Annotated in this window: 29 protein-coding genes and 1 pseudogene; 18 read left to right on the forward strand and 12 right to left on the reverse strand. The window is 71.3% G+C overall.

The genetic code is table 11. The features are described 5' to 3' along the window. The first annotated feature begins 58 nt into the window (after positions 1-58). The 5 genes from ACF1AK_RS19820 to ACF1AK_RS19840 all read left to right on the forward strand — a co-directional run bounded on the left by ACF1AK_RS19820 (position 59) and on the right by ACF1AK_RS19840 (position 5,631). Positions 59-925 carry an ABC transporter ATP-binding protein gene (locus ACF1AK_RS19820; RefSeq protein ID WP_391500078.1) on the forward strand — a complete coding sequence of 289 codons (867 nt, stop codon included), beginning with the start codon at positions 59-61 and terminating at the stop codon, positions 923-925. 304 nt (positions 926-1,229) lie between these two features. Beyond that, positions 1,230-2,369: an iron uptake system protein EfeO gene (gene efeO, locus ACF1AK_RS19825; RefSeq protein ID WP_391500079.1), complete on the forward strand. Its 1,140-nt coding sequence runs from the start codon at positions 1,230-1,232 to the stop codon at positions 2,367-2,369. A 129-nt stretch (positions 2,370-2,498) separates the two neighbouring features. Next, a complete protein-coding gene (gene efeB / locus ACF1AK_RS19830; RefSeq protein WP_391500080.1) occupies positions 2,499-3,830 on the forward strand; it encodes an iron uptake transporter deferrochelatase/peroxidase subunit in 1,332 nt (443 codons plus the stop codon). A gap of 56 nt (positions 3,831-3,886) precedes the next feature. Beyond that, the gene (gene efeU, locus ACF1AK_RS19835) at positions 3,887-4,744 is read left to right on the forward strand and encodes an iron uptake transporter permease EfeU (protein WP_391500081.1); all 858 of its coding nucleotides are present in this window, start codon (positions 3,887-3,889) and stop codon (positions 4,742-4,744) included. 230 nt (positions 4,745-4,974) lie between these two features. Beyond that, positions 4,975-5,631 (forward strand): HNH endonuclease family protein, encoded by a 657-nt coding sequence (locus tag ACF1AK_RS19840; protein WP_391500082.1) that lies wholly within the window; start codon positions 4,975-4,977, stop codon positions 5,629-5,631. 475 nt (positions 5,632-6,106) lie between these two features. On the opposite strand, the gene ACF1AK_RS19845 is transcribed toward ACF1AK_RS19840, so the two are convergent. Beyond that, positions 6,107-7,168: a serine aminopeptidase domain-containing protein gene (locus tag ACF1AK_RS19845; RefSeq protein ID WP_391500118.1), complete on the reverse strand. Its 1,062-nt coding sequence runs from the start codon at positions 7,166-7,168 to the stop codon at positions 6,107-6,109. 268 nt (positions 7,169-7,436) lie between these two features. Here ACF1AK_RS19845 and ACF1AK_RS19850 point away from each other — a divergent pair, with 268 nt between their 5' ends. Continuing rightward, on the forward strand, positions 7,437-8,492 hold the full coding sequence (locus tag ACF1AK_RS19850; RefSeq protein WP_391500083.1) for an LLM class flavin-dependent oxidoreductase: 1,056 nt from the start codon (positions 7,437-7,439) through the stop codon (positions 8,490-8,492). Here the strand turns inward: ACF1AK_RS19850 and ACF1AK_RS19855 are convergent. Both ACF1AK_RS19855 and ACF1AK_RS19860 read right to left on the reverse strand, forming a co-directional pair. Beyond that, positions 8,420-8,950, reverse strand: a complete 531-nt coding sequence (locus ACF1AK_RS19855) for a MarR family winged helix-turn-helix transcriptional regulator (protein ID WP_391500084.1) — start codon at positions 8,948-8,950, stop codon at positions 8,420-8,422. The genes ACF1AK_RS19850 and ACF1AK_RS19855 overlap by 73 nt on opposite strands. A 54-nt stretch (positions 8,951-9,004) precedes the next feature. Beyond that, entirely contained in the window at positions 9,005-9,127 is a 123-nt protein-coding gene (locus ACF1AK_RS19860) for a hypothetical protein (protein WP_391500085.1), read from the reverse strand. Between the two features lie 240 nt (positions 9,128-9,367). Between ACF1AK_RS19860 and ACF1AK_RS19865 the strand changes: the two genes are divergently transcribed. Then, positions 9,368-9,709 (forward strand): DUF6193 family natural product biosynthesis protein, encoded by a 342-nt coding sequence (locus ACF1AK_RS19865; RefSeq protein ID WP_391500086.1) that lies wholly within the window; start codon positions 9,368-9,370, stop codon positions 9,707-9,709. Positions 9,710-10,336: 627 nt separating this feature from the next. On the opposite strand, the gene ACF1AK_RS19870 is transcribed toward ACF1AK_RS19865, so the two are convergent. From ACF1AK_RS19870 to ACF1AK_RS19880, 3 genes are all read right to left on the reverse strand, one after another. After that, positions 10,337-10,708 carry a hypothetical protein gene (locus ACF1AK_RS19870; protein ID WP_391500087.1) on the reverse strand — a complete coding sequence of 124 codons (372 nt, stop codon included), beginning with the start codon at positions 10,706-10,708 and terminating at the stop codon, positions 10,337-10,339. An 86-nt stretch (positions 10,709-10,794) separates the two neighbouring features. Continuing rightward, a complete protein-coding gene (locus tag ACF1AK_RS19875; RefSeq protein ID WP_391500088.1) occupies positions 10,795-11,106 on the reverse strand; it encodes a tetratricopeptide repeat protein in 312 nt (103 codons plus the stop codon). Positions 11,107-11,300: 194 nt separating this feature from the next. Continuing rightward, positions 11,301-11,675, reverse strand: a complete 375-nt coding sequence (locus ACF1AK_RS19880) for a hypothetical protein (protein WP_391500089.1) — start codon at positions 11,673-11,675, stop codon at positions 11,301-11,303. A 321-nt stretch (positions 11,676-11,996) separates the two neighbouring features. Here ACF1AK_RS19880 and ACF1AK_RS19885 point away from each other — a divergent pair, with 321 nt between their 5' ends. The 4 genes and pseudogenes from ACF1AK_RS19885 to ACF1AK_RS19900 form a co-directional block, all read left to right on the forward strand. Beyond that, a complete protein-coding gene (locus ACF1AK_RS19885; protein WP_391500120.1) occupies positions 11,997-12,158 on the forward strand; it encodes a hypothetical protein in 162 nt (53 codons plus the stop codon). 1 nt (position 12,159) lies between these two features. Further along, the gene (locus tag ACF1AK_RS19890) at positions 12,160-12,354 is read left to right on the forward strand and encodes an ATP-binding protein (RefSeq protein ID WP_391500119.1); all 195 of its coding nucleotides are present in this window, start codon (positions 12,160-12,162) and stop codon (positions 12,352-12,354) included. A 400-nt stretch (positions 12,355-12,754) separates the two neighbouring features. Next, positions 12,755-13,426, forward strand: a complete 672-nt coding sequence (locus tag ACF1AK_RS19895; protein ID WP_391500090.1) for a DUF1963 domain-containing protein — start codon at positions 12,755-12,757, stop codon at positions 13,424-13,426. Positions 13,427-13,588: 162 nt separating this feature from the next. Continuing rightward, positions 13,589-13,696: pseudogene (locus ACF1AK_RS19900) on the forward strand (IS5/IS1182 family transposase); the annotation flags it as partial. Between the two features lie 263 nt (positions 13,697-13,959). Here the strand turns inward: ACF1AK_RS19900 and ACF1AK_RS19905 are convergent. Beyond that, positions 13,960-14,436: a DNA starvation/stationary phase protection protein gene (locus tag ACF1AK_RS19905; protein ID WP_391500091.1), complete on the reverse strand. Its 477-nt coding sequence runs from the start codon at positions 14,434-14,436 to the stop codon at positions 13,960-13,962. Positions 14,437-14,908: 472 nt separating this feature from the next. Between ACF1AK_RS19905 and ACF1AK_RS19910 the strand changes: the two genes are divergently transcribed. Together ACF1AK_RS19910 and ACF1AK_RS19915 are read left to right on the forward strand one after the other, a co-directional pair. Beyond that, positions 14,909-15,304 (forward strand): hypothetical protein, encoded by a 396-nt coding sequence (locus ACF1AK_RS19910; RefSeq protein WP_391500092.1) that lies wholly within the window; start codon positions 14,909-14,911, stop codon positions 15,302-15,304. After that, on the forward strand, positions 15,301-16,200 hold the full coding sequence (locus ACF1AK_RS19915) for a DUF1963 domain-containing protein (protein ID WP_391500093.1): 900 nt from the start codon (positions 15,301-15,303) through the stop codon (positions 16,198-16,200). The genes ACF1AK_RS19910 and ACF1AK_RS19915 overlap by 4 nt, the downstream gene beginning before the upstream one ends. A 72-nt stretch (positions 16,201-16,272) precedes the next feature. On the opposite strand, the gene ACF1AK_RS19920 is transcribed toward ACF1AK_RS19915, so the two are convergent. Next, the gene (locus ACF1AK_RS19920) at positions 16,273-16,947 is read right to left on the reverse strand and encodes a hypothetical protein (protein WP_391500094.1); all 675 of its coding nucleotides are present in this window, start codon (positions 16,945-16,947) and stop codon (positions 16,273-16,275) included. 573 nt (positions 16,948-17,520) lie between these two features. Then, positions 17,521-18,291 (reverse strand): hypothetical protein, encoded by a 771-nt coding sequence (locus tag ACF1AK_RS19925; protein ID WP_391500095.1) that lies wholly within the window; start codon positions 18,289-18,291, stop codon positions 17,521-17,523. A 192-nt stretch (positions 18,292-18,483) separates the two neighbouring features. Here ACF1AK_RS19925 and ACF1AK_RS19930 point away from each other — a divergent pair, with 192 nt between their 5' ends. From ACF1AK_RS19930 to ACF1AK_RS19950, 5 genes are all read left to right on the forward strand, one after another. Next, entirely contained in the window at positions 18,484-19,512 is a 1,029-nt protein-coding gene (locus ACF1AK_RS19930) for a YihY/virulence factor BrkB family protein (protein WP_391500096.1), read from the forward strand. Between the two features lie 261 nt (positions 19,513-19,773). After that, the gene (locus ACF1AK_RS19935; RefSeq protein WP_391500097.1) at positions 19,774-20,190 is read left to right on the forward strand and encodes a phage holin family protein; all 417 of its coding nucleotides are present in this window, start codon (positions 19,774-19,776) and stop codon (positions 20,188-20,190) included. After that, positions 20,187-20,711, forward strand: a complete 525-nt coding sequence (locus ACF1AK_RS19940) for a DUF3618 domain-containing protein (RefSeq protein WP_391500098.1) — start codon at positions 20,187-20,189, stop codon at positions 20,709-20,711. The genes ACF1AK_RS19935 and ACF1AK_RS19940 overlap by 4 nt, the downstream gene beginning before the upstream one ends. Beyond that, on the forward strand, positions 20,708-20,974 hold the full coding sequence (locus ACF1AK_RS19945) for a DUF4235 domain-containing protein (RefSeq protein WP_391500099.1): 267 nt from the start codon (positions 20,708-20,710) through the stop codon (positions 20,972-20,974). The genes ACF1AK_RS19940 and ACF1AK_RS19945 overlap by 4 nt, the downstream gene beginning before the upstream one ends. A 257-nt stretch (positions 20,975-21,231) precedes the next feature. Next, positions 21,232-21,744, forward strand: a complete 513-nt coding sequence (locus tag ACF1AK_RS19950; protein ID WP_391500100.1) for a DinB family protein — start codon at positions 21,232-21,234, stop codon at positions 21,742-21,744. 149 nt (positions 21,745-21,893) lie between these two features. Here the strand turns inward: ACF1AK_RS19950 and cpt are convergent, their stop codons facing one another. From cpt to ACF1AK_RS19965, 3 genes are all read right to left on the reverse strand, one after another. Next, complete coding sequence (cpt, locus tag ACF1AK_RS19955; RefSeq protein ID WP_391500101.1) at positions 21,894-22,436, reverse strand: chloramphenicol phosphotransferase CPT; 543 nt, start codon at positions 22,434-22,436, stop codon at positions 21,894-21,896. Positions 22,437-22,661: 225 nt separating this feature from the next. After that, a complete protein-coding gene (locus tag ACF1AK_RS19960) occupies positions 22,662-25,220 on the reverse strand; it encodes an ABC transporter permease (protein ID WP_391500102.1) in 2,559 nt (852 codons plus the stop codon). Between the two features lie 74 nt (positions 25,221-25,294). Further along, positions 25,295-25,758: ABC transporter ATP-binding protein (locus ACF1AK_RS19965; RefSeq protein ID WP_391500103.1), on the reverse strand; the 464-nt coding region annotated here is incomplete at its 5' end.

A 25,758-nucleotide genomic window follows, 5' to 3' on the forward strand; every position in this document is an offset into this window, starting at 1 on the left:
TGCCCGTGACCCTGCCCGTGACCCCGCCCGGCACCGGACCCGTAGGAGGCCCGCCCGCATGAGCACGACCGATCCGCGCCCGCCCTCCGGTCCGCCCGTCGCGGACCCCGCCACGGAACCGCTGCTGCGCGCCCGGGCCGTCGACGTCGTCCGCGACGGACGACACCTGCTGCGCGGGATCGACCTCGCCATCCGCCCCGGCGAGCACTGGGCGCTGCTCGGCCCCAACGGCGCCGGCAAGTCCACCCTGCTCGCCCTGCTCGGCGCGGTCTCCCACCCCACCCGCGGCGAGGTGGACGTGCTCGGCCGCCGGCTCGGCCGGGTCGACATCCGCGAGCTGCGCGCCCACCTCGGCCACGTCAACCCGCGCCATCCGCTGCGCTCGCCGCTGACCGTGCGCGAGGTGGTGCTCACCGGCGTCACCAACACCATCGAACCGGACCTGCACCGCAAGCCCGCCCCGGAGGAGCTGGACCGGGCCGAGCTGCTGATCGACACCCTCGGCATGGCCGCCGCCGCGGAGTCCGCGTGGACGACGCTCTCGCAGGGGGAGCGGGGCCGGGCGCTGATCGCCCGCGCGCTGATGCCCAGCCCGCGGCTGCTGCTGCTCGACGAGCCGGCCACCGGGCTCGACCTGACCGCCCGGGAACTGCTGCTGGACAGCCTGGACCTGCTGCGCCAGCAGCACCCGGAGCTGGCGAGCGTGCTGGTCACCCACCACCTGGAGGAGCTGCCGGAGTCCACCACCCACGCGCTGCTGCTGCGCGGCGGGGAGACGGTCGCGGCCGGACCGGTGGACGCGGTGATGACCACCGAGCTGGTGAGCGCCACCTTCGGGCACCCGATCCGGATCACCCGCAACGAGGGCCGCTGGACCGCCCGGGCCGCCGCGCCCCGCAGGTCGGGGCGCACCGCGGAGGTCTGAGGAGGACCCGGCAGCACATGAGGGGCGCGCACCGCCGGTGCGCGCCCCTTTACCACGTCTTTGCCTTGACTTCCACGCCCTCCTGCGCCCCCGGTGGCCGGAAATCGTCGGTGGACCGACCGTCGGGGCGCCGTCGCCCTGCTCCCACCTGCGCCGTTCCATGACGACCCCGGTGTAGACGGCAAAATCCGATATCCCTAAGGTATGCCTTAGCTAAGCGGGTGGTCCGGCGCCGATGGCGCCCTTGCCCCCACCCGCGGTGAGCCCTGCCCTGAAACGCCCTGCCCCGACCGCTGGAGCCCGCATGTCCGCCCGTCGTTCCACCGCAGCCACGCTGCTCACCCTCGCCGTGGCGACCGCCGCACTGGCCGGCTGCTCGAAGAAGGACGACAAGGCCGCGGCCGACGCCGTCAAGGTGAACGCCACCGACACCGCCTGCGAGGTCTCGAAGACCAGCTTCCCGGCCGGTCACGTCGTGCTCGACATCGCCAACAAGGGTGCGAAGGTCACCGAGGTCTACGTCTACGCCGAGGGCGACAAGATCGTCACCGAGCGCGAGAACATCGGCCCCGGCACCAAGGCGAGCATCACCGCCGAGATCAAGGCCGGCTCCTACGAGATCGCCTGCAAGCCCGGCATGGTCGGCGACGGCATCCGCCAGAAGATCACCGTCACCGGTGACGGCGGCTCGGCCGCCCCGGCCGACCCGCGGCTGACCGCGGCCGTCACCGCCTACCGCACCTACGTCCAGGAGCAGGCCGACGCCACCATCCCGGCCGTCGAGGCGTTCGCCGCCGCGATCAACGCCGGCGACCTGGAGAAGGCCAAGTCCCTCTACGCGCCCTCGCGCACCGGCTGGGAGCGCACCGAGCCGGTCGCCGAGAGCTTCGGCGACATCGACCCGAAGACCGACGCCCGCGAGGACGGCCTGGAGCCCGGCCAGGAGTGGACCGGCTGGCACAAGCTGGAGAAGTCGCTCTGGGCCGACGCCACCATCGGCGACGCCGAGAAGAAGCTCGCCGACCAGCTGGTCGCCGACCTGAAGGACTGGCAGAAGAAGATCCCCGAGGCGGAGATCACCGCGACCAGCATGGCCAACGGCGCCAAGGAGCTGCTGGACGAGGTCGCCACCGGCAAGGTCACCGGCGAGGAGGAGCGCTACAGCCACACCGACCTGGCCGACTTCGCCGGCAACGTCGAGGGCGCCAAGAAGGCCTACGAGCTGCTGAAGCCGGTCGCCGCCGAGAAGGACGCCGAGCTCGCCAAGACGCTCGACTCCGAGTTCGCCGCGATCGAGACCCTGCTCGCCAAGTACAAGCAGGCCGACGGCGGCTACCTCGCGTACGACAAGGTCGCCGAGCCCGAGCGCAAGACGCTGTCCGACGCCGTCAACTCGCTGGCCGAGCCGCTGTCGAAGCTGGCCGCCGCGGTGGTCGCGAAGTAGCACCCGCCTCCGGTGCGCGCCCGTGCGCGGCGCGCACCGGTCACCGCGCACCGCACCCGCACTCCGCCGTGGCGGCCCCCGTGGCCGTCACGGCATCCGTGAGTCCAGCAAGAGAAGGGCCGCCCGCCGATGGACGCCGAGAACCAGCAGCAGAACGGGACGCCGGCCGGCAACGGCGCCGGCGCGGACGCCGTCGCCGACCCCACCGCCCCGGCCCGTACGCCGGTCAGCCGCCGCGCCGTGATCGGCTGGGCCGGCGCCGGGGTCGCCCTGGGCGCGGCCGGCGTCGGCTCGGTCGCCGCCGCCACCCGCCAGGACGACGACGCCCCGGCCGCCCCGGCCGCGGCCACCGTCGACATCCCGTTCTACGGCGACCACCAGTCCGGCATCGCCACCCCGGTCCAGGACCGGCTGCACTTCGCCGCCTTCGACGTCTCCGCGAGCGCCACCCGCGAGTCGCTGATCAGGATGCTGAAGGAGTGGACCAAGGCCGCCGCCGCGATGACCGGCGGCCGCGAGGTCGGCAGCGGCGCGGCCAGCGGCCTGCCGGAGGCGCCGCCGGACGACACCGGCGAGGCGCTGGGCCTGCCCGCCTCCCGGCTGACCCTCACCATCGGCTTCGGCCCGAGCCTGTTCGAGAAGGACGGCGTGGACCGCTTCGGCCTGAAGGCCCGGCGCCCCGAGGCCCTGATCGACCTGCCGAGGTTCAAGGGCGACAACCTCGACCCGCAGCGCAGCGGCGGCGACCTGTGCATCCAGGCCTGTGCCGACGACCCGCAGGTCGCCGTGCACGCGATCCGCAACCTGGCCCGGATCGGGATGGGCACCGTCAACATCCGCTGGTCCCAGCTGGGCTTCGGCAAGACGTCCTCCACCACCCCGGACGCCCAGACGCCGCGCAACATGATGGGGTTCAAGGACGGCACCCACAACATCGCCGGGACCGACACCGCCAAGCTCGCCGAGCACGTCTGGGTCGCCCCCGGCGAGGGCCCGGAGTGGATGACCGGCGGTTCGTACCTGGTCGCCCGCCGGATCCGGATGCACATCGAGACCTGGGACCGCGCCCCGCTCAAGGAGCAGGAGGACGTCTTCGGCCGTACCAAGGGCGAGGGCGCGCCGTACGGGCGGACCAAGGAGCACGACGACCCGGACCTCAAGGCGATGCCGGTGGACGCCCACGTCCGGCTGGCCCACCCGGACTCCAACGACGGCCGGATGATCCTGCGCCGCGGGTTCTCCTTCACCGACGGCACCGACGGCCTCGGCCGCCTGGACGCGGGCCTGTTCTTCCTGGCCTACCAGCGCGACAGCCGCAAGGCGTTCGTCCCGCTCCAGCAGCGGCTGGCGGCCTCCGACGCGCTGAACGAGTACATCCAGCACGTCGGTTCCGCCCACTTCGCCTGCCCCGCGGGCGTCCGCAAGCCCGGCGAGTGGTGGGGCCAGGCCCTCTTCGGCTGAGGCCGACCCCCCACCCGTCTCGCCCGTTCCACCTCTTCACCCCCCAGGGAGCCAGCGTGTTCGCCAACTACCTGATCGGTCTGCGCGAAGGGCTCGAAGCCAGCCTGGTCGTCTGCATCCTGATCGCCTACCTGGTCAAGACCGGCCGCAGGGACCGGCTCCGCCCGGTCTGGGCCGGTATCGGCGTGGCCGTCGCGCTCAGCCTGGCGTTCGGCGCCGTGCTGCAGTTCGGCTCGACCCAGCTGAGCTTCGAGGCGCAGGAAGCGCTCGGCGGCACGCTGTCGGTCATCGCCGTCGGTCTGGTCACCTGGATGGTGTTCTGGATGCGGCGCACCGCCCGGCACCTGAAGACCGAACTGCACGGCAAGCTGGACGCCGCGCTCGCGATGGGCACCGGCGCCCTGGTGCTCACCGCCTTCCTGGCGGTCGGCCGCGAGGGACTGGAGACCGCGCTGTTCATCTGGACCGCGGTGCAGGCCACCTCGGACGGCTACAACCCGGTCATCGGCGCGGCGCTCGGCCTGCTGACCTCGGTGGTGCTGGGCTGGCTGTTCTACCGGGGCGCGCTGAAGATCAACCTGGCCAAGTTCTTCACCTGGACCGGTGCCATGCTGGTCGTGGTCGCGGCCGGCGTGCTCGCCTACGGCGTGCACGACCTCCAGGAGGCCGGCTGGCTCGGCGGCCTGGACAAGACCGCCTTCGACATCTCCTCGACCATCCCCAAGGACAGCTGGTACGGCACCCTCCTCAAGGGCGTGTTCAACTTCCAGCCGGACCCGACCGTCCTCCAGCTGGCGGTCTGGGAGGCGTACCTGGGCCCGGTGCTGACCGCCTTCCTGGTCGGCACCGCCACCGGCGGCGGCCCGGCCAAGCCGGTCGCCGCGAAGCCCGGCGCCGCCAAGTCGGCCGCCTGAGCGAACACTTCGCGCCTTCGCAGGACCCCCGACCGCCCCGTCCGGCCACCCGCCGGGCGGGGCGGTCGGCGTTCGCGGACGCCTCCGGCCGCCGCGAGGGCTGACGCGGAGTCAAAGTTCACCTCGCGGCTCTACCCGCGTAAACCCCTGAGGTCCCATGCTGGTCGGCATGCCCGGGCCGGTTCCCGCCCGGGGGCTTTCCCCTGCCCTCCTCGACCCAGGAGTCCCCCATGTCCGCGACGTCCGCCATATCCGCGTCCCGCCGCACCCCGGCCGCCGTCCTCGGCGCCCTGCTGCTCGCCCTCACCGCCGTGCTGACCGGCGCCGGCACCGCGCAGGCCGCGCTGCCGACCCCGATCTCGGCCGCCACCGCCCGCGGCTACCTCGCCACCCTCGCGGTGGCCGCGGAGTCCCACACCACCACCTACGACCGTGCGCTCTTCCCGCACTGGATCACCGTCTCCGGCACCTGCAACACCCGGGAGACGGTCCTCAAGCGCGACGGCAGCAACGTCGTCACCGACGCCAACTGCGCCGCCGTCAGCGGCAGCTGGGTCTCGGTCTACGACAACGCGACCACCACCACCGCGTCGGCCTTCGACATCGACCACCTGGTGCCGCTCGCCGAGGCCTGGCGCTCCGGCGCCTGGGCCTGGACCACCGCGCAGCGCCAGGCCCTCGCCAACGACCTGACCCGCCCGCAGCTGGTCGCCGTCTCCGCGAGCTCCAACCGCTCCAAGGGCGACCAGGACCCGGCGCACTGGCTGCCCCAGGCCTCCTACCGCTGCACCTACGCCCGCGCCTGGGTCCAGGTGAAGTACTACTACGGCCTCTCCGTCGACAGCGCCGAGAAGAGCGCCCTCTCCTCGATCCTCAACGGCTGCTGAGGAAACGTTCGCCCACTGTGACGCACGCACCGGCGCCCCACCGCCACCACGGGGGCGCCGGTGCCCCGTCGCGGCCCGAATGCGCCTCCGGCGGAGGACGAGAACGTCTCGGCCCGGGAGCGTGGCCGAGACGGGTACCCCGGCGGACCAACGATCCGCGGCGGAGACAGAGATCCGCGTGGCGCGAGCGCGTCCTCGCCCGGGTCGCCTGCCTGCGGGCGCGGCTCGACCGGCGAAGTGCGAGGCCGACGAGGCCGGTGAGGCCGGTGAGGCCGACTGCCGGCCGAAGCAGCTGATCGAGGACGCCCGCCGGTGCCTGGACCGGGCCGCCGCGACGGCGGCCGAGAAGCACGACTGGCGCACGCTCCGGCCGGCCGGGCCGGAGCTCACGTCGGCCCCGGTCGCATCGTCCCAGCGGCGAGGAGACCGCTCTTGAGCGAGCAGGACCCGGACGGCGGCCCGGCCTTCGAGTCCCTCAGCCCTTCCGGGTGCCGAGCGTGGACAGGAAGTGCTTCATCCCGTCGAGGTACCCCTGGGTGAACAGGGAGCGGGGCGCGGCGATGGCCAGGAGGGTGCTCCTGAGCTCGGAGTCCTCGATGCTCTTGGGGACGATGTTGTGGGTGGAGTCCTCGAAGCGCAGCACCTGGAGGCTGCCGGGCGCGGTGATGAGGCGGCGGTAGCCGGCTTCGGTGTCGGCGATGTCGACGTTGACGTCCTGGCCGCCGAGGATGAGTTGGACGGGTATGCGGACCTGGGAGAGATCTTCGGTGGCGTCGGAGCGGAAGTTGCGCTTGTTGAACTCCCAGCGCTGCGGGGTGAGTCCGGCCACGTCGCCGCCGCCGGCCTTGTACTGGTCGAAGCTCTGGCCGGCCTGGAGGGCGGCCCGGGTGCGGTCGCTCCGGGCGACGGCGGCTTCGGTCTCGGCCGGGGTCGCGCCGCGCTCGCGCAGTTCGGCGAGCAGGTTGTAGCGGCCCTGCTGGAGCCAGTTGATGGCGGGGGCGACGGCGATCAGGAACTTGACGTCCGGGGACTGCCGGGCGGCCTTGGGCATGACCCAGCCGGCCTGGCTGGCACCCCAGAGACCGATGCGGTCGGGGTCGATGCCGGGCTGGGTCTTGGCCCAGGCGATCGCGGCGAGGGTTTCGTCGGTGCGGTCCTGGATGCTCTGGTCGAGCCAGTTCCCGGGGGCGCCGTTGACGCCGGGCTTGTCCCAGGACAGGGTCGCGTACCCGGCCTTGCCCATGGCCTCCCAGATGGGCCGGTAGAAGGTGTCGTGGGTGGCGTCGGTGGGTCCGTCGCCGTGGACGAAGACGACGAGCCCGTACGGTCCGTGGCCGCCGGTGGGGCGGGCGAGGATGCCTTGGAGCGGTTGCTTGCCGCCGGTGACGGTGACGCGTTCCTCCTTGAGGTCGTACTCGTTCTGGTACACCACCCAGCCCCCGGCACCGACCAGCAGCACCAGGGCGGCGGCCAGCGATCCCCAGATCCACCTGCGGCCGCGACTGCCGCGGGCCCCGCGTCCGTCACAAATCCCCATAACGTTCACCCATCAATCTTTCGTTGCTGAGTCGAACGTATCAGATGTGAGCGGTCTAGGATCGCCGCCATGCGGGAGATCCCGATCCGGGCGGAAGATCGGTCAACGGCGCGTTGACGTGCGGCCGGGAGGGCGCGGCAGTGGACGCCGAGCCGGTTCATCGCGGAACTGACCGGGTGTCGACGGCGGGGTCATCCGGTTGTCGTATTGACGGGGAGAGGCGCGCCCTTCAGAGTTCACATGTGAACTCATCGGGAGGGGTGTGGTCATGAAGTTCCTGGCCAGTACGTTGGTTCCCAGGCGGAGCAGGGGGCTGGGGAGCCCGCCGCTGGGGCGGGCGGAGCGGTTCGCGGAGGTGGTCGACCTCGCCTCGTGGGCGGAGCGGGTGGGGTACGACGCGTTCGGGGTCGGCGAGCGGCACAATCCGGAGCTGCTGTCGGCGTCACCGGCGGTGATCCTGTCGAACATCGCCGCCCGGACGTCCCGGATCCGGCTCGTCACCACGGTCGCGGTGCTCTCGCTCACCGATCCCGTCCGCTCCGCCGAGGACTACGCCACCCTCGACCAGCTCAGCGGCGGGCGTCTCGACCTGATCATCGGCAAGGGCGGCGACGCGGTCGCGCCCGGCGTCTTCGGCGTCGACCCGGCCGAGCTGTGGGACCGGCTGGAGGAGGGGTACGAGCTGCTGCGGCGGCTGTGGCGGGAGGAGAAGGTCACCTGGGAGGGCCGCTACCGCCCGAAGCTGACCGAGGTCTCCCTCGAACCCCGGCCGCTGCAGCGGCCGGCGCCCCGGGTATGGCACGGTTCGGCCACCGACCGGCGTTCCACCGAACTGGCGGCGCGCTGGGGCGACCCGCTGTACTCGGCCAACGGCACGGACCGGGTCGACCACTACCTGGGCCTGGTCGCCCACTACCGCGAGCGGCTCGCCTTCCACGGCCACGATCCCGACACCGCGCCGGTCGGGGTGGGCGTGCACTCTCCCGTCATCGCTGACCGTTCGCAGGACGCCCTGGCGATCGCGCGCCCGATGTTCGAGGCCTCGGTCGCCGCGCACTACCGCGCCGGCGCCCGCTTCCCGTTCGACTCCCTGGAGGACTTCATCGAGAACGGGTCCGCGCTCGTCGGCACCGCCGAGCAGATCACCGAGAAACTCCTCGGCCTGCAGCGGAAGTTCGGCAACCAGGTGTTCGGCGTCGGCGTGGAGGGGTTCTTCTCCACCTACACGACCGAAGTCGCCGTCACCCGCGACTACTTGGAACGGTTCTTCGCCGAGGTGGCGCCCGTCCTGCGGGCCGAAGTGCCCACCACCGTCTGGGAGTGACGCCCCGCCGACCGGTCGCGGCGCACATGGGCGCGGATCTTGCCGGAGATGGCGATGAGCCGCTCCACCTCCTCCACGGTCAGCGCGCCGACCAGCTCCTCGCGGATGTGCCGGGCGCGGTAGGCCTGCGCCCGGCGGAACACCGACAGGCCGTGCGGGGTGAGGGAGACCGTGATGGCGCGGGCGTCGCCGGGCACCGGCCCCCGCTCCACCAGGCCGCGCTGCTCCATGCGTCCGACGTGCTGGTGGAGCCGGCTCTTGCCGAACATCAGCGCCTTCGCGAGTTCGAACGCGCGCAGCGTGTGGCCCTCGGCGTTGCCCAGACCGTCCAGGACCTGCCAGTCAGGCTCGGACAGGCCGGTGTCCTGCTGGAGCCTGCGGGTCAGCACCTGCCACAGCTCGGCGTCCATGTGGAAGAAGGCGTCCCACAGTGCACGTTCGCGTTCTCGCTGCCGCATGGGCCCCCACTGTACCGAGCCGGGCCACCGGCCGGAACGCGCCGGCGCCCGCGCTCACGGGGCGGGCTCACGATGCGGGCTCGCGGGGGCGGGCTCACAGCCCGGCCAGTGGGTGCCGGTCTCGTCGACCAGGTACTGGAGGACGACGACCAGGACGTGGTCGGTGGTGCGCGTCAACCAGCGGCCGCAGGGCCCCCGGGGGTGACGAACGTCCAGGTCTGCCCCGGGTGCTGAGGCGGAACCGCGCTGCGCCCTTGGCCGGCCGCTTGGCCAGCCATCCGGCCGGGACATCCAGAACACCTTGATGCCCACCCCGGGAGCCTGACCGGACACCGTGATGGTCATGAGCCATTCTGCCGACGTGGGGCTGTGGCAGTGCCACTTGTTCGCGGCCCCGCGATCTTGGAGGATCGGCTCATGCCTGAAGCTTCTGACATCCCGACTGCCTGGCGTCAGCTGCTGGAACGTACTCCGGGAACCCGGCAAGGGGATCCGTTGGTCGTCGAAGCCGCGCATGCCCAACCGCGACTCCGCGATTTCTATCCGTGGCCGAGCCACGGCACGTTGAAGTTCCTCCGATCCGCTCCGCCATGGCACGGGGACCACGACGACCTGCCTTTCATCGTCTGCGGCGGACCGCCCTACAAGGTCTACACATCTGGCTACACCACCGTCCTCGGCGAGGCAGCGACGCCAGAGGGGGCCGCTGCTCTCGTAGTGGCTCATCTGTCGGCAGACAGCTCGATCTCGGACGAGTGAGTCAGGTCAGAGCCTGGGGAATCACGTGACTGTGGGCCAGGGGAATTACGTGATCGTCCACACGTCCACCAGATGACGCCCGAGGCCGGCCGCGACGACCTCGGCCGTGCCTGGCCCGCCGCCGGTGCGGGAACGGCCCACCGCCACCAGATCCTGGGCAGCCCCCAGACCACCTGCTGCTGGCCGCCGTGACCTCCATCCCTGGCCCGCTGCGCACCCGGACGACGCAGCGCGGGATGTGGCTGGACGGCGGCCCCTTGCGAGCGCCTTCGCCGCCCGCGGGCCCCGCCGTGCGGGCGCTGCCGTCCGGCGGCTGGCGAAGGTCTCGGTGTTGCGTGCTCGGGGGAGTGGCAGCGGTTGCCGCTGCGGGCCGGTGGTCACGGCAGGTTGACGGCTCGGTGAGAGCCGGTCGGTGGCGGGTTCCACGTCAGTCGCGGCGGTTCGAGGCGTCGAGTTGGCGGCGGCGAGGCTACCCGGGTGTGGCGCCGGGCGAGGACGAAGCTCCGCCGCCGCTATGTGCTTTCCTCCGTCAAGGTCCTGAGCGAGAGGCGGGTCGCCGACCTTCTCGCCGGCGGTCGTGGACGAGGCAGACCCTTCGACTTGCTCAGCTGCCGTCGGAGAGCACCATCAGAGATTGCCGAACCTGCGAAGGTTCTCCGAGGCACCGGCCGGGGACTTCAGGTAGTCGATCTCTGCCACGGCTCCGGCAAGATCGGCCACGTAGCCAGCTATGATGCCGATCAGGTTCTCCTTCTCCGCAGCGTGTTCGGCATCAGCAGACTCGGCCTGCTTGCGGCCGATCGCCTTTTGCGCCGCAACTCCGGCAGCTGCGCCCGCGAGCAGAACGGCACCGTACTTGGCGGCCCGGACGGCGTACACGCCAATCTTGGACGGCCGGTTCTTCTCGGAGCCGGCCTCCGACGAGCCGGTCCCCGGCTGGTTGGTCTCGTCGGCGTGGGGCCGAGGCCCGTCGGGATCGCTGCTCGTGAAGTCGGTCACCGGCACATCATCTCACCCGCCAGGAGACTCGTACGGCGGTCGGCAAGCCTGATCAGAAGCCCGGGACGGACCCCGTCGATCCCCCCTCATGTTCCCTGTCCCGGCCATTCGCGACCAACGGCCCGCCGGACCAGCCTCTCCAACAGCCCGTCCGATCCCGGACCTTTCCGGTGGAGGCGGGCGTCGTCCTGGATCCGCCTGGCACCGGCGAGCACCTGCTCCAACAGGTCGATCGCTTCGCCGGTACGCCCTGCTCGCCGGCAGGAGGCGGCGAGGTTGACGCTTGCGGCGAGGGTGCCGGGGTGGTCGTCGCCGAGTCGTCGTTTGCCGTCGGGTCGGCGAGTACCTGTTCCTCGATCGTGATCGCCTCGCCGGTGCGTTCGGCCTGCCGGTAGCACGATCGCTCCGCGACTTCTCCGAGGTTGCGTCAGAGGTGGAAACGGCGGGTCTCACTGGACTTTGACGACCATCGGATCTGCTCTGTTTCGCCCCATCAGGCTTGGCCTGGTCCTGGCTGGGGTTGCGGAGGATGCCCAGCCCCGGCACACGGGAAGGTGCCTGCCGGGGCTGGGTGGGAAGTGGGGTGCCACTGTTAGTCGGCGACCAGGCCGCTGCTTGAGTCGGTGGCGAAGATCAAGAAGTAGTCCGTTCCATCGGCGACGTTGGTGGCCGCCACGCCCCAGGTTCCTCCGCTGATGGTGCGCCAGGCGTTGCAGCCACCGCTCTTCCAGCAGGTGGCAACCGTGATGGTCTTGTTGGGCTTGACGTTGATGTCGGTGCAAGCCGACGACGTCCGCGCATAGGCGGATCCCGTGGGCCAGTAGCCGACGGTGGTGGAGTAGCTGACGGCGCCGCCGTAGCAGGACTGGACGGCTGAGGGTGCGGCGACAGCGGTCGGCCCGGTGATCACGAGAACCGAGCCGGCGAGCCCGAGCGCGGCGACGGCGGACGTGAGCGTCTTCCTCATGCGGTGAAACCCCCTGAGTCTGGGCGCTGTGTGCAGGGGCTGCGGCCGGGCGGCCGCAATGGTCCCCGACAGCGACCAGTTCAGCACCTGGCGGCGCACGCTGGGTAGAGCACGAATCGGCCAGCTATCTCCGCCCTCGGATCGAGGAGCCGCGTTCTGCCGGCCTTGATGGTTCGTGGTCGAAGGTATCGGCCAGAGTTCAATGAGAGCGGTCAAGGTTTGATGAGACAGGACAGTTACTGTCCCCTGCCAGGCGGATCTTGACCGGTTGCCAGGTGATATTGACCGGCGCCATCGAACGGGCGTCGGTACGGTCATCCCATGGACAACCTGCTGGAGACCGTGGACCGCGAGATTCTGAGCGGCCGGTTCAGTCATGCGGCCAAGGCGTACCGAGACGCGTTTGGCTGCACGGCCCGCGAGGCGATGGACTTCGTCCGAGAGCGCGACGCGGAGCTACCCCGCGACCGGCCGAGTCCCTGACCTGCCGGCGTTTCTCAGGGCCACCGCCGTCGCCACGAACTCCCCGTTCACCGAGTGGGACAAGACCTTGGGCGACGCCCGCCTCAGCGCGGCCACCGCCTACCGGATCACCTTCCGCTGCACGCTGCTCCAGACCGGCACCGAGTCTTACCGCGACCAGGCCACCCAGGAGTCCCTCTTTCTCGCTCAGAGCTGACAACCCGCCAGGCAGGACGAAGGGCTGATCCCCGCCGATGGCTGGCTCTCAGCAGGCGAGCGGGAGGGAGTGGGATCGCCTGACCCGCTACGACTATGAGTCCTGCTCGAACGGGGACGGCTGGCCCTCGCTCCGCAAATCATGACTCAGCGTGCTACTTGTCGCCGACGGTGCTACTCAGGGTGCGGTACCCCGGCCGGGTCAGCACGACGTCTGTCGCTGGATCAGCGAGCCATCTGACGACTGGTGCGCAATCGCAGACAAGCCGTCGCGTCGGAAGGGGGCCCCGCGTGCAAAGCCCTCTGCGTTGCGCAGGCTCCTGGTACGGCGGTGGGCGTCGCGGTGGCGACGCAGGCAATCCCGAGCTGTGATGTCGCCATCGCCAGGCATGATGCCGGTCATGGTGAGAACACAGCGCATCGAGGGCTTCTCCGTGACCGGTCGGCCGGTCTCCACGCCGGCCACCAAGTTTGGTGGCCAGCCCGTCTGGCTGACAGGCCCGCAGTGGCCGATCAGCGCGGCCTGGGGACGGCCGATGCGGTTCGTCGGCCAGATCGAGTTGGGCCCGGTACTCGGAGCGGCCGGCCACGGGAAGCTGGCCTACGTCTTTGTGACCCACGCCGATCACGAGGAGAACTTCTTCGACCCCGACATCATCGACCCCGAGGGTGGAGAGAATGCGGTGATCGTGCAGCCGGGCGGTGACTATGCCGGCCAGGTGCGCCCGCTGGCGACCGGGCCCGCGCTGTACGGCCGCGACGGGTCGGCGGTGGAGTTCACCGTCGACCTCCGCCCCGTCGACGAGCCCGAGTGCATGACGGATGAGGAACTCGAAGCTCTGCCCTCTGCCAAGCGGGACCGCTACGTCGAGCGGATCGACGGCGACAAGATCGGCGGAACACCGGTGTTCTTCCAGGGGGACGAGTACCCAGACGGCGGACCCTGGCAGCTGCTGCTGCAACTGGACTCGAACTGGGTGCCGTTCCACCTCGATCTCGGCGCGTCGCCGAGATTGTTCGCCTTCGTGTCCGATGACGGCGCCCAGGGCAAGCTGCTCATCCAGGACTCCTGAGCCGACAGGGCTCCGGTCGCCAGGGCCGGCGCCAGGTGCCGTGCCGACACGACAGTCGGCGTGCTGCGTCACACACATGAGCACTATCTCGCGCAGGCGCCGGCCAACTCGTTCGATCACGCTAAGGCGTGTCTCTTTGATGCGCTGAGCAGTTGATCCGATGTGCCTGTCCGGTTGGTGATCAGTGATGCGATGTGGGACCGGATCGAGCCGTCGATGCCGGCCGATCCGGTCCGTGGGCGGCGGTGGGCGGACCACCGCCGCACGCTTGCTTGCTGTCTCGTCACCCATCCCCGCTCGCCCACTGGCTCCTGGACCCGCATGGAAGCACGGCCCCAGCAGGAAGGCCGACTGGGCTGACCCCCGGGCCTGGCGGGGGACGACTTCCGAGGGGCGGCGCCCGGCCCCCGCGACGGCCGCGAGCCGACGACGGGCCCTCACCCCGGCGCTCCGTCCGGCGTGAGCGAAGCCGGGGACCAGGTGCAGCCACCGGTCCCGGCCCGGCCGGGCGCGTGCTGCCCGCTCGGCCGGTGTCAGCCCTGGCTCTCCGCCTGGAACATCCAGCTGTGCTTCTCCAGCGCGGCCGTGAGTCCGATCAGGAGGTCCTGTGTGACGGGGTCCGTCGGGCCCGTCTCGTCGATTCGCGCCCGCATGCGCTCGATCACGGCACCGAACGCCTTCACCAGGTACGCGACCACGGTCGCGTCGGCCGTCCAGCCCTCGGGGAACTCGGGCAGACCGCTGGAGGCGGCCACCGTGGCGGCCCGGCCGTCCGGGCTGACCCCGATGGCGGCGGCGCGCTCGGCCACCTCGTCGGCGAAGTCGCGTGCGGTGGTGACCACCTCGTCGAGTTGCAGGTGGACCGAGCGGAACCGGGGCCCGTAGAGGTTCCAGTGTGCCTGTTTGGCCACCAGCGAGAGGTCCAGCAGGTCGACCAGAGTGCCCTGGAGCGCCTCTCCGGTCGTCTTGCGTTCGCTGTCCGGCAGCGGGCTGCTGATGACGATGCCCATCGCTGAATTCCTTCCGGTCGCAGGAGCCGTCGTCCGGCTTTCGTACGGTGACTGGTGTCCGGCCCGCCGCCCGGCCCGTTCGGCCTCGTGGAAGCGGCGCCCGCTCAGAGGGCGACTCCCGAGGCGTCCGGACGGGCACCAGTGGCCCCCGGGCGGCGGACATTTCGGCGGTTTCCCCCTCTTCCCGTGAACAAACCCCCGTCCTCGACCAGCCGGGACGGGGGCGGGCGTCCGGCCGGGTGACACCGGGGACAGGACAGGGGATCCCGCGGAGGCGGCGGCCGGATGCGGGCCCGCGCCCGGCCGAGCCCTTCCGCACGACGCCGCTCGCCGCTCCGCGTGGCGCAGCCGGATCCCCCCGCGCCTGTGACCGTCCGGTTCCGCCGATGAGGCTGCCGCGGAAGAGGGCGCCAACCCGGTGTCAGGCCGGTATGTCAACATCGCACCACCACGAGGACGGAAGGGAGCCATCGTGAGCTTCTCGGGGATGTGGTGCCTGGTACCCGTGCACGCCGACACCGTCGTGCACTACACGACAGAACTGGCCCCGGCCGTCGAGGCCCAAGCCACACTCCCCGAATCCAGGGACTTCTGGACCACCGAGACCCGACGCCGGGCCGAGCTGCTCCTCACCGCCGCCCTCCACTCCGAAGGCAACCAGGAGGACATCGACGCCCTTCTCGACGGCGTACCCCCGATCTGGCGCGCCGCAGCACGCGCCGGCCAGGGCCTGCTCGGAGCGCACGTCATCCCCCGACCGCGCCAGCCGTCCGAGCCGTACCTCCCCCGGACCGACGACACCCGACTCGGCCCGGCAGCCCCGGCCGGCCCGACCGCCCCCACGCACCGCACTCTGGAGACGAGATGACCCGCACGACCCCGCAACGCCCCGTAGACGTGGAGCAGCTCTTCCCCGAACTGGCGCTGCTGCGCCGCGACGCCATACGCCTCCACCCGCGCGCCGGCAGCCCGTCCCCCGCCGGGAGCTCGGTCGGCGGGCCGCTGCTGTGGCCCGCCGACGAGCCGTGGCCGCTCTGCCCGAGCACCAGCCACCCGGGGGAGTGGGGCCGGCCCGGCACGGAGGGGCCGGTGCCCATGGTGTCCGTCGTCCAGATCCACCGGCAGGAAGTGCCGCAACTCGACTTCCCTGCCGGGACCGACCTGCTCCAGGTGCTCTGGTGCCCGTTCATCGTCCACCTCTGCCCCGAGCCGACGCCCCGGGTGGTCTGGCGCAGCTCCGACTCGCTCGGCCCCGTCCTCGCCGCCGCGCCGCCGACCGTCAGCACGGCGCCCAAGGACAGCATCCCGGCCCCGTGCATCCTGCACCCCGAGCCGGTGGTCGACTACCCGAGCTGGGACATGCCGGAGGAACTGGTCGAGGAGCTGCGGTTCCGGATGGAGGAACTGAAGGCCCGCACCGGCCTGCGATACAGCCACCACCTGGCCGAGGCCCCGGGGATCAAGCTCGGCGGATACCCGAGCTGGACCCAGGAACCCTGCTGGCCGCACTGCCCGACCTGCGGGCGGACGATGGACCACCTCCTGACGGTGAGCAGTTGGGAGTACGACGGCCTGTCGTACCGCACCTGGCTCCCGCTGGAGGACCGCGACAGCGAGACCGGCGAGGAGCGCCGGGACGCCACCGGGGGCCGCGGGGCGCACAGCCCCGCCCAGGTGATGTTCGGGGACGCGGGCGGCGTCTACATCTTCGAGTGCACGTCGTGCCCGGACCGTCCGGTGGACCACCACTGGGACTGTTCGTGAGCGCGCCGTGATCCGCGGGGGCCTGACGCCGGGGAGCGACTGTACCTGGGCTGACTGGCCCGCAGCTCTGTGTTACTGCTCCGGAGGATGCCCACGCATTCTCCGGAGGATCTCCTCGCGAAGCCGCGCGCGATCCGAGTCCCTTCTGAAGCGAATGCTCCTTTGTGCCTCGACTGCTTCGGCCAGCCTCCTGGCTTGCTCCGCGTTGAGTTCGTCAATCATTTGCAGCGCGAGGTACATGGCGTGGTACTGCTCGAATGGGGTGCGCGGGTGCGTGATGGCGGCAAGAGTGGCTTCGAAGTTCCGCAGTTCGGGTCGGGCCTGCATCATGGCCAAGGCGGTGATGCGCTGCTCGTCTGTGCCGTCCCGCAGCCAGCGCAAGACCTCGGCCGATTCGAAGGACTGTTCCTGAGCCAAGCGGCGCGCACGTGCAATCACCTCTTCCAAGGCCCAGGTGCGCGAGGCGCCGGCGGGCATCGAGCCGCGTACTGAGCTGTAGTCGTCGGCGATAGGTCCCGCAGCGTCCAGCAGGGCACTCGCCTCTGTACGCAGTTCACGAGCGGTGGCGATGTCTCCGCGGCGCTCGGACTCTTCCGCCAACGCGAACTTCTCTGCTGCGGCAGCCCGAATCCTTAGCGTGGCTCCTCCGAACTCAAGGCTCTCGATGCGGCTGCCGAGCAGAGCGACAAGAAGCAAGACGCCCCCGAACACGATGAGCGCTGCCGCACCGGTCCCGTTCTGCGTCACGAATACTGCACGTGCGCCCAACCCGAATGACCCCGCACCCATGAGAGCCGTGAGCGAACGCAATGCAGGCGTGAACCAGAGGGTCTTAGGTCTCATCCTCACCGGCCTCTCCGCTCTGGCTCGGAGCGGGCGGCGCGGACGAGCCGCCGCACCGGCCTCCTGACACGACCGTGATCAACAAGCACAGAGTGAGCGGCCAAACAGCCCAAAGCCTTCATTACGCCAACAGCGGCATGTCCCACGCCATCACATGGGTGGCTCCCGAACTCACCGCCCCAACCCGCGGCTCCCGAAACCGCCGCTATCCGCTCGCGGACGCCCGCCCAAGACCCTTTGCTCATGGCCGCAGCGTACGAACCGGGTCCGACACCCGCAGATCCCCGGGCCCCGGGCGGCCACAACCTCTGCCAGGTTCGCGAGACCTCGCCCTGCCGGCAACGAGATGTCCCCGGCTGACCTTCGAGTATCGGCATAGGCCGACCTGTGCCGAGACCGCGACTGTGCCGGGAGACCAGCGCCGGAACCCCGCAGGGGTCGATCCTCTCGCCGCTGGTGAGCAGGAATCCCGGCGGATCAGCAGGTACCGAGGTCCTGCCAGACGCCCCACTGACCGGTGGTGCCGGGCTCCTCGCCCAGCGTCCACCACTTGGCGCTCCACTGGTGGCCCTTCCACGAGACGGTGGTGTCACCGGTGTAGACCTGGGTGCTCACCCAGGGGGCGGTGGAGCATGCCGGGGTGGTGGCGGTGCCGGTCACGGTGAGCGTGTAGGTCGCGGAGGACGTGGCCGAGGTGCCGGTCAGCGTGCCCTTGACCGTCAGCGTGTAGGTGCCGGGGACGACCGTGGACACGGTCGACACCGACAGGGCGGCGCTGGAGCTCCCGTTGACCGAGGACGGGCTGACCGAGGCGGTGACCCCCACGGGAACGCCGCCGACCGTCAGCGCGATGGATGTGTTCGAGCCGTTGTTGATGATGGCCGTGCTCACCGTGGCCGTGGTCGACGAGCCGGCGGTCACTGTGCCCGAGGACGGGCTGACCTGGACCTGGATGGCGGGCACCTGGACACTCGACGCGGAGGGCGACGGGGCGGAGGTGGTGGCGGCGGCTTGGAGGAAGGCCGTCGTCGGGTCCTGGTCACCCGACTGCGAAGCGGGCCTGGACAGGTTGTCGCCGGCCCGGGCCTCGACGTACGGGGTGAACACCTGGGCGGGCAGTGGGGTGCCCGCCGCGTGGGCGGTGCCGGTGCCGATGCCGGTGCCGGTGAGCGCCACGCCGGCGATGGCGGCGGCGGTGACGGCGGCGGCGAGCAGGGCTCGGAGTGGTGCGCGAACGGGTCCGGCCATGGACCGCGCTCCCTTCGAAGGTGGGGACTTCGGCGACCTGAAGCACTCTGGCCTGGACCAATACTCGTGGTCTGGACCACCCGGCTGTCAAGAGTCCCTGCCAACTCTTGGGCTCGGCGGTTCCGTCGCATGAGCCACGTGCGCGTGCGGCATGGGCGTGGCCGGAATGGGAAGGCGCCGTCCATGAGACCCATGCAGAGACCCGAGCCCGGGGGTGACGGCCGGCCCGCCGACAAGGCCGCCGGCCCAGGCCCTGACCGGGAGGTCGAGGAGCGGGCGCCGGACCGGCTCTCCGAGCTGCCCAAGCGGTCCTGGAGGGCGGTGCTGCGCGGGACACTCAAGGAGTTCAAGGACGACGAGCTGGCAGACCGGGCGGCGGCCCTGACCTACTACGGGGTCCTCGCCCTCTTCCCCGCGCTGCTGGTCCTGGTGTCGCTGCTGGGCATCGCCGGAAAGTCGGCGACAAACCAGGTCCTGGACAACCTGCAGAAGCTCACCCCCGGCGCGGCACGGGACGTGATCACCAACGCGGTGCAGCAGTTGCAGGGCAACGCCGGCATCGGTTCGCTGCTGGCCATCGTGGGCCTGCTCGTGGCGATCTGGTCGGCGTCCGGCTACGTGGCCGCGTTCATCCGCGCCTCGAACGCCGTCTACGACATGCCCGAGGGCCGACCGGTGTGGAAGGTCCTGCCGCTGCGGGTCGGGCTGACCGTGGTGCTCATGGTCCTCGCCGTGGCCAGTGCGCTGATCGTGGTGTTCACCGGCGCTCTGGCCCGGCAGGCAGGATCGGCGCTGGGGGTGGGCGACACGGCGGTGACAGTGTGGTCGGTCGTGAAGTGGCCGGTGCTGCTGGTCCTGGTCACGGTCATGATCGCGCTGCTGTACTGGGCTGCGCCGAACGCCAAGGGCTGCGGCTTCAGGTGGGTGACCCCGGGCAGCTTCCTGGCGTTGCTGATCTGGATGATCGCCTCGGCCGGGTTCGCGTTCTACGTCGCGAACTTCGGCTCGTACAACAAGACGTACGGCACCCTCGCCGGCGTGATCATCTTCCTGGTGTGGCTGTGGATCACCAACCTCGCCGTACTCCTGGGCCTGGAGTTCGACGCCGAGATGGCCCGCGAGCGCGCGATCGACGGCGGGCTCCCGGCGGACGAGGAGCCGTACGTCGAGCCCCGCGACACCCGGGCAATGAGTGATGAAGAGCGGCGCCAAGCGGAGTGAACGCCGGTCGTGGGTGACGACCGGGGGGAGACGAAGACGGAGACGAAGGTGCCGGCAGGACTCCAGGACCAGGATCGTCAGTTGACCAGGCGGGTGGCCGCCCGGAACTCACCGGCGGCGCGGCCGCGGCCCCGGTCCGTACGGGGCCCTCTCTCCTGGTCCGCTGCCGGCGATGACGACGCGTGCGCGAGGGGTGACCGGCGGGCGGCAGGGTATGCGCGGCCCGGGGACCTTGGCGAACGGAGGAAGGTGGAGGAGTCCATGAGCGCCGTTGGAAGCCGTCCCGGCCACGGCAGCGACGAGTCGGTGGGCGCGCTCGTGACGCGAGCGTCGCAGCAGATCTCGGAACTGGTCCGGGAGGAGATGCAGCTGGCCCGTGTCGAGATGACGCAGAAGGGCAAGCGGTACGGGCTGGGCGGCGGCCTGTTCGGGGGCGCCGGCCTCGTCGGCGTCCTGGCTGCCCAAGCCCTGCTGGCCGCCGCGATCGCGGCCCTGGCCTTGGTCCTGCCGTGGTGGGCATCGGCCCTGCTCGTCGGCGCCGTGCTGGCAGGCGTGGCCGCCGTGCTGGCCGTCGCCGGGAAGAAGCAGGTCGCCCGGGCCGGCAGTCCCGCCCCTGAGAAGACCATCGACAGCGTCAAGGCCGACGTGGCCGAGATCAAGGAGAAGGCACACCGATGAGCAACCAGCCCCAGGCCGACGAGCCGACCCCCGACCGGCTGCGCGAGCAGGTCGAGCACACCCGTGACCAACTCGGCCAGACCGTCGAGGCGCTGGCCGGCAAGGCCGACGTCGAGGAGCAGGCCAAGGCGAAAGCAGCTGAGGCCAAGGAGCAGGCCAAGGCGAAAGCAGCCGAGGTCAAGGAGCAGGCCAAGGCGAAAGCAGCCGAGGCCAAGGAGCAGACCGCCGAGCAGGCCGCGCTCGTGACCGGCCGGCTGAGGGACAAGGCCGCCCAGGCCGCCGAACTGATCAAGGACAAGACCCCTGACCCGGTCCTCGGTACAGCAGCCCAGGCCGCGGTTCAGGTCCGCGACGGTGCGGCCCACGCCGGGCACCTGATCGCCGATAAGACCCCGGACCCCGTGCGCGAGAAGGCCGCCTCGGCCGCCGCTGTGGCTCGGAGCAACCGCATCCCGCTGCTGGCCGCTGCCACGGCGCTGGCGGTCTTCCTGTTCCTGCGCCGCAACCGGAGGCACAAGTGAAGGCATCCAAGATCGCCTACAAGCCCGTCGGGCTCGCCCTCGGTGCCGTCAGCGGCCTGGCCGCAGGCATGGCCTTCAAGCAGGCGTGGAAGATGATCGGCCGCGAGGACGACGCACCGGACGCCACCGACGAGCACCGCACCTGGAAGGAGGTCCTGCTCGCCGCGGCCCTGCAGGGTGCGATCTTCGCCGTCGCGAAGGCGGCCGTCGACCGGGCAGGGGCCACCACCACCCGGCGGCTGACCGGGACCTGGCCCGGCTGAACCGGCTCACCGCGAGGGCTCCGCCGGCCCACGCCGGCGGAGCCCTCGAACTTCGCGTCGGTCTCGTCCCCACGTCGGACATCGAAGGCCGTGTTGCCAACCGCCGGCCCGTCCGAGCCAGGCCGTTCGGCGTGGATCTGGCGGAGCTTGCCTCCAGTCGGAGCATGCTGCACTCCGGCAGCCGCATCAGGCAACGTTCGCCCTGTGCAGTGAGGCCGTGCCTGCCGGCGGCCTCGGACACCGGCCATAATCGACCGATGAGCGCCATCGATCGCCCTATGCCGCCCCTGAACGCCGACGAGCGCACGACGCTTGAAAGCTGGCTCGACTTCCACCGCACCACACTGGCCATGAAGTGCGAAGGGCTGGACGACAAGCAGGCCGCCGAGGCGTCCGTGCCGCCGTCCGAGTTCACGCTGACCGGCCTGGTCCAGCACATGGCGGAGGTGGAGCGGAATTGGTTCCGCCGCGTGTTCGCCGGAGAACAGGCTCCGCCCATCTACGACCCGCAGGCCGACCCGGATGCCCCCGACGGTGGTTTCGACGTGGCTGCGGGCGCCACCCTGAGCGACGCCCTCGCCACCTGGCAGGCGGAGATCTCCCGCGCCCGTGCGACCTGCGCCGAGCACGCTCTGACCGATACAGGTCGCTTCATGGGGCAGGACGTCAGCCTTCGCTGGATCTACGTCCACATGATCGAGGAGTACGCCCGCCACAACGGCCACGCCGACCTGGTCCGGGAACGCATCGATGGCGCCACCGGCGTGTAGCGCCGGATCATGCTGCCCGGCACGGGCGCAGGACCGCCGGGCGCCGCGGCGCCCGGCGGTCCTCTCGCGGGTGCGCATCTCCGTCACCGTGCTGGCGGGTCGTCCCTCCGGGTGGGGCGGCTCCGGGCCTGCCGGCGGTGCAGGAGCGGTCAGGCGGGTCGGTCGAGCCGAGTCGCGATCAGCCGCGCGCACTCCACGGACTCGGCACCGGCCGTGTCCACCTCCAGGTCGTAGTGCACGCCCTGGTGGACGGCCTCGGCCTGGGCCTCTGCCATTCCGGTGACCCGGTCACCGCGGGTGACCTCGCGCCACGCCGCGACCTCCGCCTCGCACCGCACTCCGACCCAGAGCACGTCGAGCCCTGCCAGGGCCTGCCGCCACCGCTGCTGGGAGGCGGGGCCGCCGAGGAAGACCTCGTCCACGATCACCCGCGCCCCGGAGCGGGCCATGGCCGCGATCCCCGCCATCCAGGCGTCCTCCAACTCCCGGAAGCCGTCGCCCACCGACACCGAGCCGTCCGTGCCGATGTCGATCCCCTCCTCCGAGGCCAGGACGGACGGGGGCATGCCCTGGATCAGCGTGTCCACCCCGAACGTCAGCCAGGGGTCCGGCAGGACGGCCTGGAGGCAGCGGGCCAGACCGGTCTTCCCCGAACTGGAACCGCCGTTGAGAATGATCACTTGAGTCGCCATCGCGCCACTCTAAGGTGGTCCGGGGAGCAATCCAACATCTTTTCGGACGAACCGGCACACCCCGGCAGGGCAGGCGGATTCCAGGGGCAGGACGCCGGGGTGCCGTCCGCGGCCGGGCCCTCGGCACCGCCGGCGGAGGCCTGCGCCGGGCCGGCCTCCTCATGACAGCACGGCGCCCGCCGGGAGTGATCCCGGCGGGCGCCGTGGGTGCGGGGGCGGTGGCGGCTACTCGCTCTTGATCGCGCCCAGGATGTCCATCCGGGCGGCGCGGCGGGCCGGCCAGAGGGCGGCCAGCAGGCCGATGACGGCGGCGGCGGCCAGGAAGAAGGCGATCCTGCCCGGCGGGACCACCAGGGTCATGTTCTTGAACGAGTCCGCCAGGGTGCGGGTGCCGGCCCAGGCGGTGACGATGCCGAGCAGCACGCCGACCACGCCGCCGAACAGCGCGATCATCAGCGACTCCAGCCGGACCATCCGGCTGATGCCGCGTCGGTCCAGGCCGATCGCCCGCAGCATGCCGATCTCCCGGCGGCGCTCGAACACCGACATCGCCATGGTGTTGATGACGCCCAGCACCGCGACCACCACGGACATGCCCAGCAGGCCGTACATGATGTTCAGCAGGGCGGTCACCAGCTGGCTGTTCTCCGCCTTGATGTCCTTCTCGCCCTTGACGCTGATCAGCGGGTTGCCACCGGTGGCGTCGCGCAGCGCCTGCTTGAGCTCGGGGGTCGCGCCGTCGGCGCCCTTGACCAGGACCTTCTTCAGGCCGGAGCCGGCGGCGGCGTGCGCGCCGACCACCTGCTCGGGGGCGATGACCCCGGAGACCTCGGTGTTCGGCTCGACCAGGCCGCCGACGGCCAGCGTGCCCCGGCTGCCGTCGGGGTAGGTGATGTCGAGCGTCGAGCCGACCGTCAGGTCGTTGTGCTCGGCGTAGCCGGTGGTGGCGAGCAGCTTGCCCTGCCGGAGGGAGTCGGCGGCGCCGGTGGTGACCTTGAGGTCGACCAGCTGCTCGAAGGTGGTGGCGTCCACGGCGGTCAGCCAGGTGGTGTCGCCATCGGCGACGGCCTTGACCGGCACCTCGCGCACCGCGCTGACCACGGTGACCCCGGAGGTCCTGGCGATCTGGCCGGAGACCTCGGGGGAGAGCATGGAGAAGTTCTCCATGGCGACGGCGTAGTCGGCCTTCAGGTCGACCTCGGTGGCCTCGTCGACGGCCTTGTTCACCGAAGCGCCGACCACGGTCAGCGCGGTGATCAGGGTGACGCCGATGGTGAGCGCGGAGGCGGTGGCGGCGGTGCGGCGCGGGTTGCGCACGGCGTTCTCGCGGGCCAGCTTGCCGGGGGTGCCGAACAGCTTGCGCAGCGCCGGGGCGAACAGTGCGATCATCGGGCGGGACAGCAGCGGGGTGAGCACGAAGACGCCGATCATGAGCGCGCCCGCCCCGAGGGCGACCACATTGACCTCCTTGGCGGCCGCGCCACCGAACAGGGCAGCGATGCCGGCCGCGGCGAAGAACAGCCCGATGACGTTGCGCACCAGCAGGGACTTCTGGGTGGCCGGCTGCTCGGCCGAGCTCATCGCGGCGACCGGCGCGATCCGGGAGGCGCGCAGCGAGGGCAGCCAGGCGGCGAGCACGGTGACCACGGTGCCGACGAGGACCGAGGCGATCACCGTGGACGGGGCGATCACCAGCGGGCCGGTGGGCATGCCGGTGTCCAGCGAGCCGATCACGGACTGCAGCCCGGCGGCGATGCCGATGCCGGCGAGCAGGCCGCCGATCGAGGCGGTCAGGCCGACCAGCACGGCCTCGGCCAGCACGGAGAAGGTGATCTGCTTGCGGCTGGCGCCGACGGCGCGCAGCAGCGCGAGCTCCTTGGTGCGCTGGGCGACCAGCATGGTGAAGGTGTTGGCGATGATGAAGACGCCGACGAAGAGCGCGATGGCGGCGAACATCAGCAGGGCGGTGGACATGCCCTTGGTGCCGGCCTCGATCATCCTGTCCTGCTCGTCGGCGAGTTCGCGGCCGGTGCGGGCCTCCACGTCGTCGGAGGCGGGCAGGGTCCGCTCGACGGCGGCGAGCAGCGCGGTGTCGTCGGTGCCGGGCTTCGCCTTGACGTCGATCTCGGCGAACCGGTCCGGCGCCAGGTAGAGCTGCTGGGCGGTGGCGGTGTCGAAGGCGGCGAGCGAGCCGCCGGAGAGCACCCGTGGGTCGTTGGTGGTCACGGTGCCGGTGAGCGTCAGCTCCATGACCGGCCCGTTGACGGCGACGCGCACGGTGTCGCCGACCTTGTAGTCGCCCTTCTCGGCGGTCTTGGCGTCCAGCGCCACCTCGCCGGAGGTGCGCGGGCCGCGGCCGTCGACCAGCGGGTAGCGCGGGTCGGTGCCGTCGGCGCCGGGGACGTAGTTGGTGCCGGTGGTGGAGAAGCCGTTGCCGATCAGTGCGCCCTTGCGGTCGGCGATCCCGGCGAAGCCGCTGACCACGCCGCGGGCCTCGGCGGCGCCGGGCAGCGCGGCGATCGCCTTGCGGGTGTCCTCGGTGAGGGAGGGGCCGCCGCCGGTCCGGTTGCCGTGGTCGTACCCCTTGCCGACGGCGGCGCCGTCGCTGACGGTGACGGCGATGTCGGTGTAGCTCTTGGCGCTCTGGGAGCGCATGGCGTTGCCGAAGGTGTCGGTGAAGACGAGGGTGCCGGCCACGAAGGCGGTGCCGAGCAGGACGGCGAGCGCCGTCATCAGCAGCCGGGCCTTGTGGGCCAGCACGTTGCGCAGGGCGGTGCGGTACATGGAGTGGTGTCAGTCCTGAGGGTCGTGGGGACGGCGGCCGGTTCGGGAACGGCTCGGGCGGCGGACGCGGGGCGTCAGCTGGTGCGGCCCTTGGCGTCGAAGCGGCGCATGCGGTCCAGGACGGCGTCGGCGGTGGGGTGGGTCAGTTCGTCGACGATGCGGCCGTCGGCGAGGAAGACGACGCGGTCGGCGTAGGAGGCGGCGACGGGGTCGTGGGTGACCATGACGACGGTCTGGCCGAGTTCGCGCACGGAGTTGCGCAGGAAGGCGAGGATCTCGGCGCCGGAGCGGGAGTCGAGGTTGCCGGTGGGTTCGTCGGCGAAGATGATGTCGGGCTTGCTCGCGAGGGCGCGGGCGCAGGCGACGCGCTGCTGCTGGCCGCCGGAGAGCTGGCTGGGGCGGTGGGAGAGGCGGCCGGACAGGCCGACGGTCTCGACGACCCGGTCGAGCCACTGCTTGTCGGCCTTGCGGCCGGCGATGTCCATCGGGAGGGTGATGTTCTCCAGGGCGGTGAGGGTGGGCAGCAGGTTGAAGGCCT

The sequence above is a fragment of the Kitasatospora sp. NPDC015120 genome (assembly GCF_043080305.1).
Taxonomy (GTDB): domain Bacteria; phylum Actinomycetota; class Actinomycetes; order Streptomycetales; family Streptomycetaceae; genus Kitasatospora.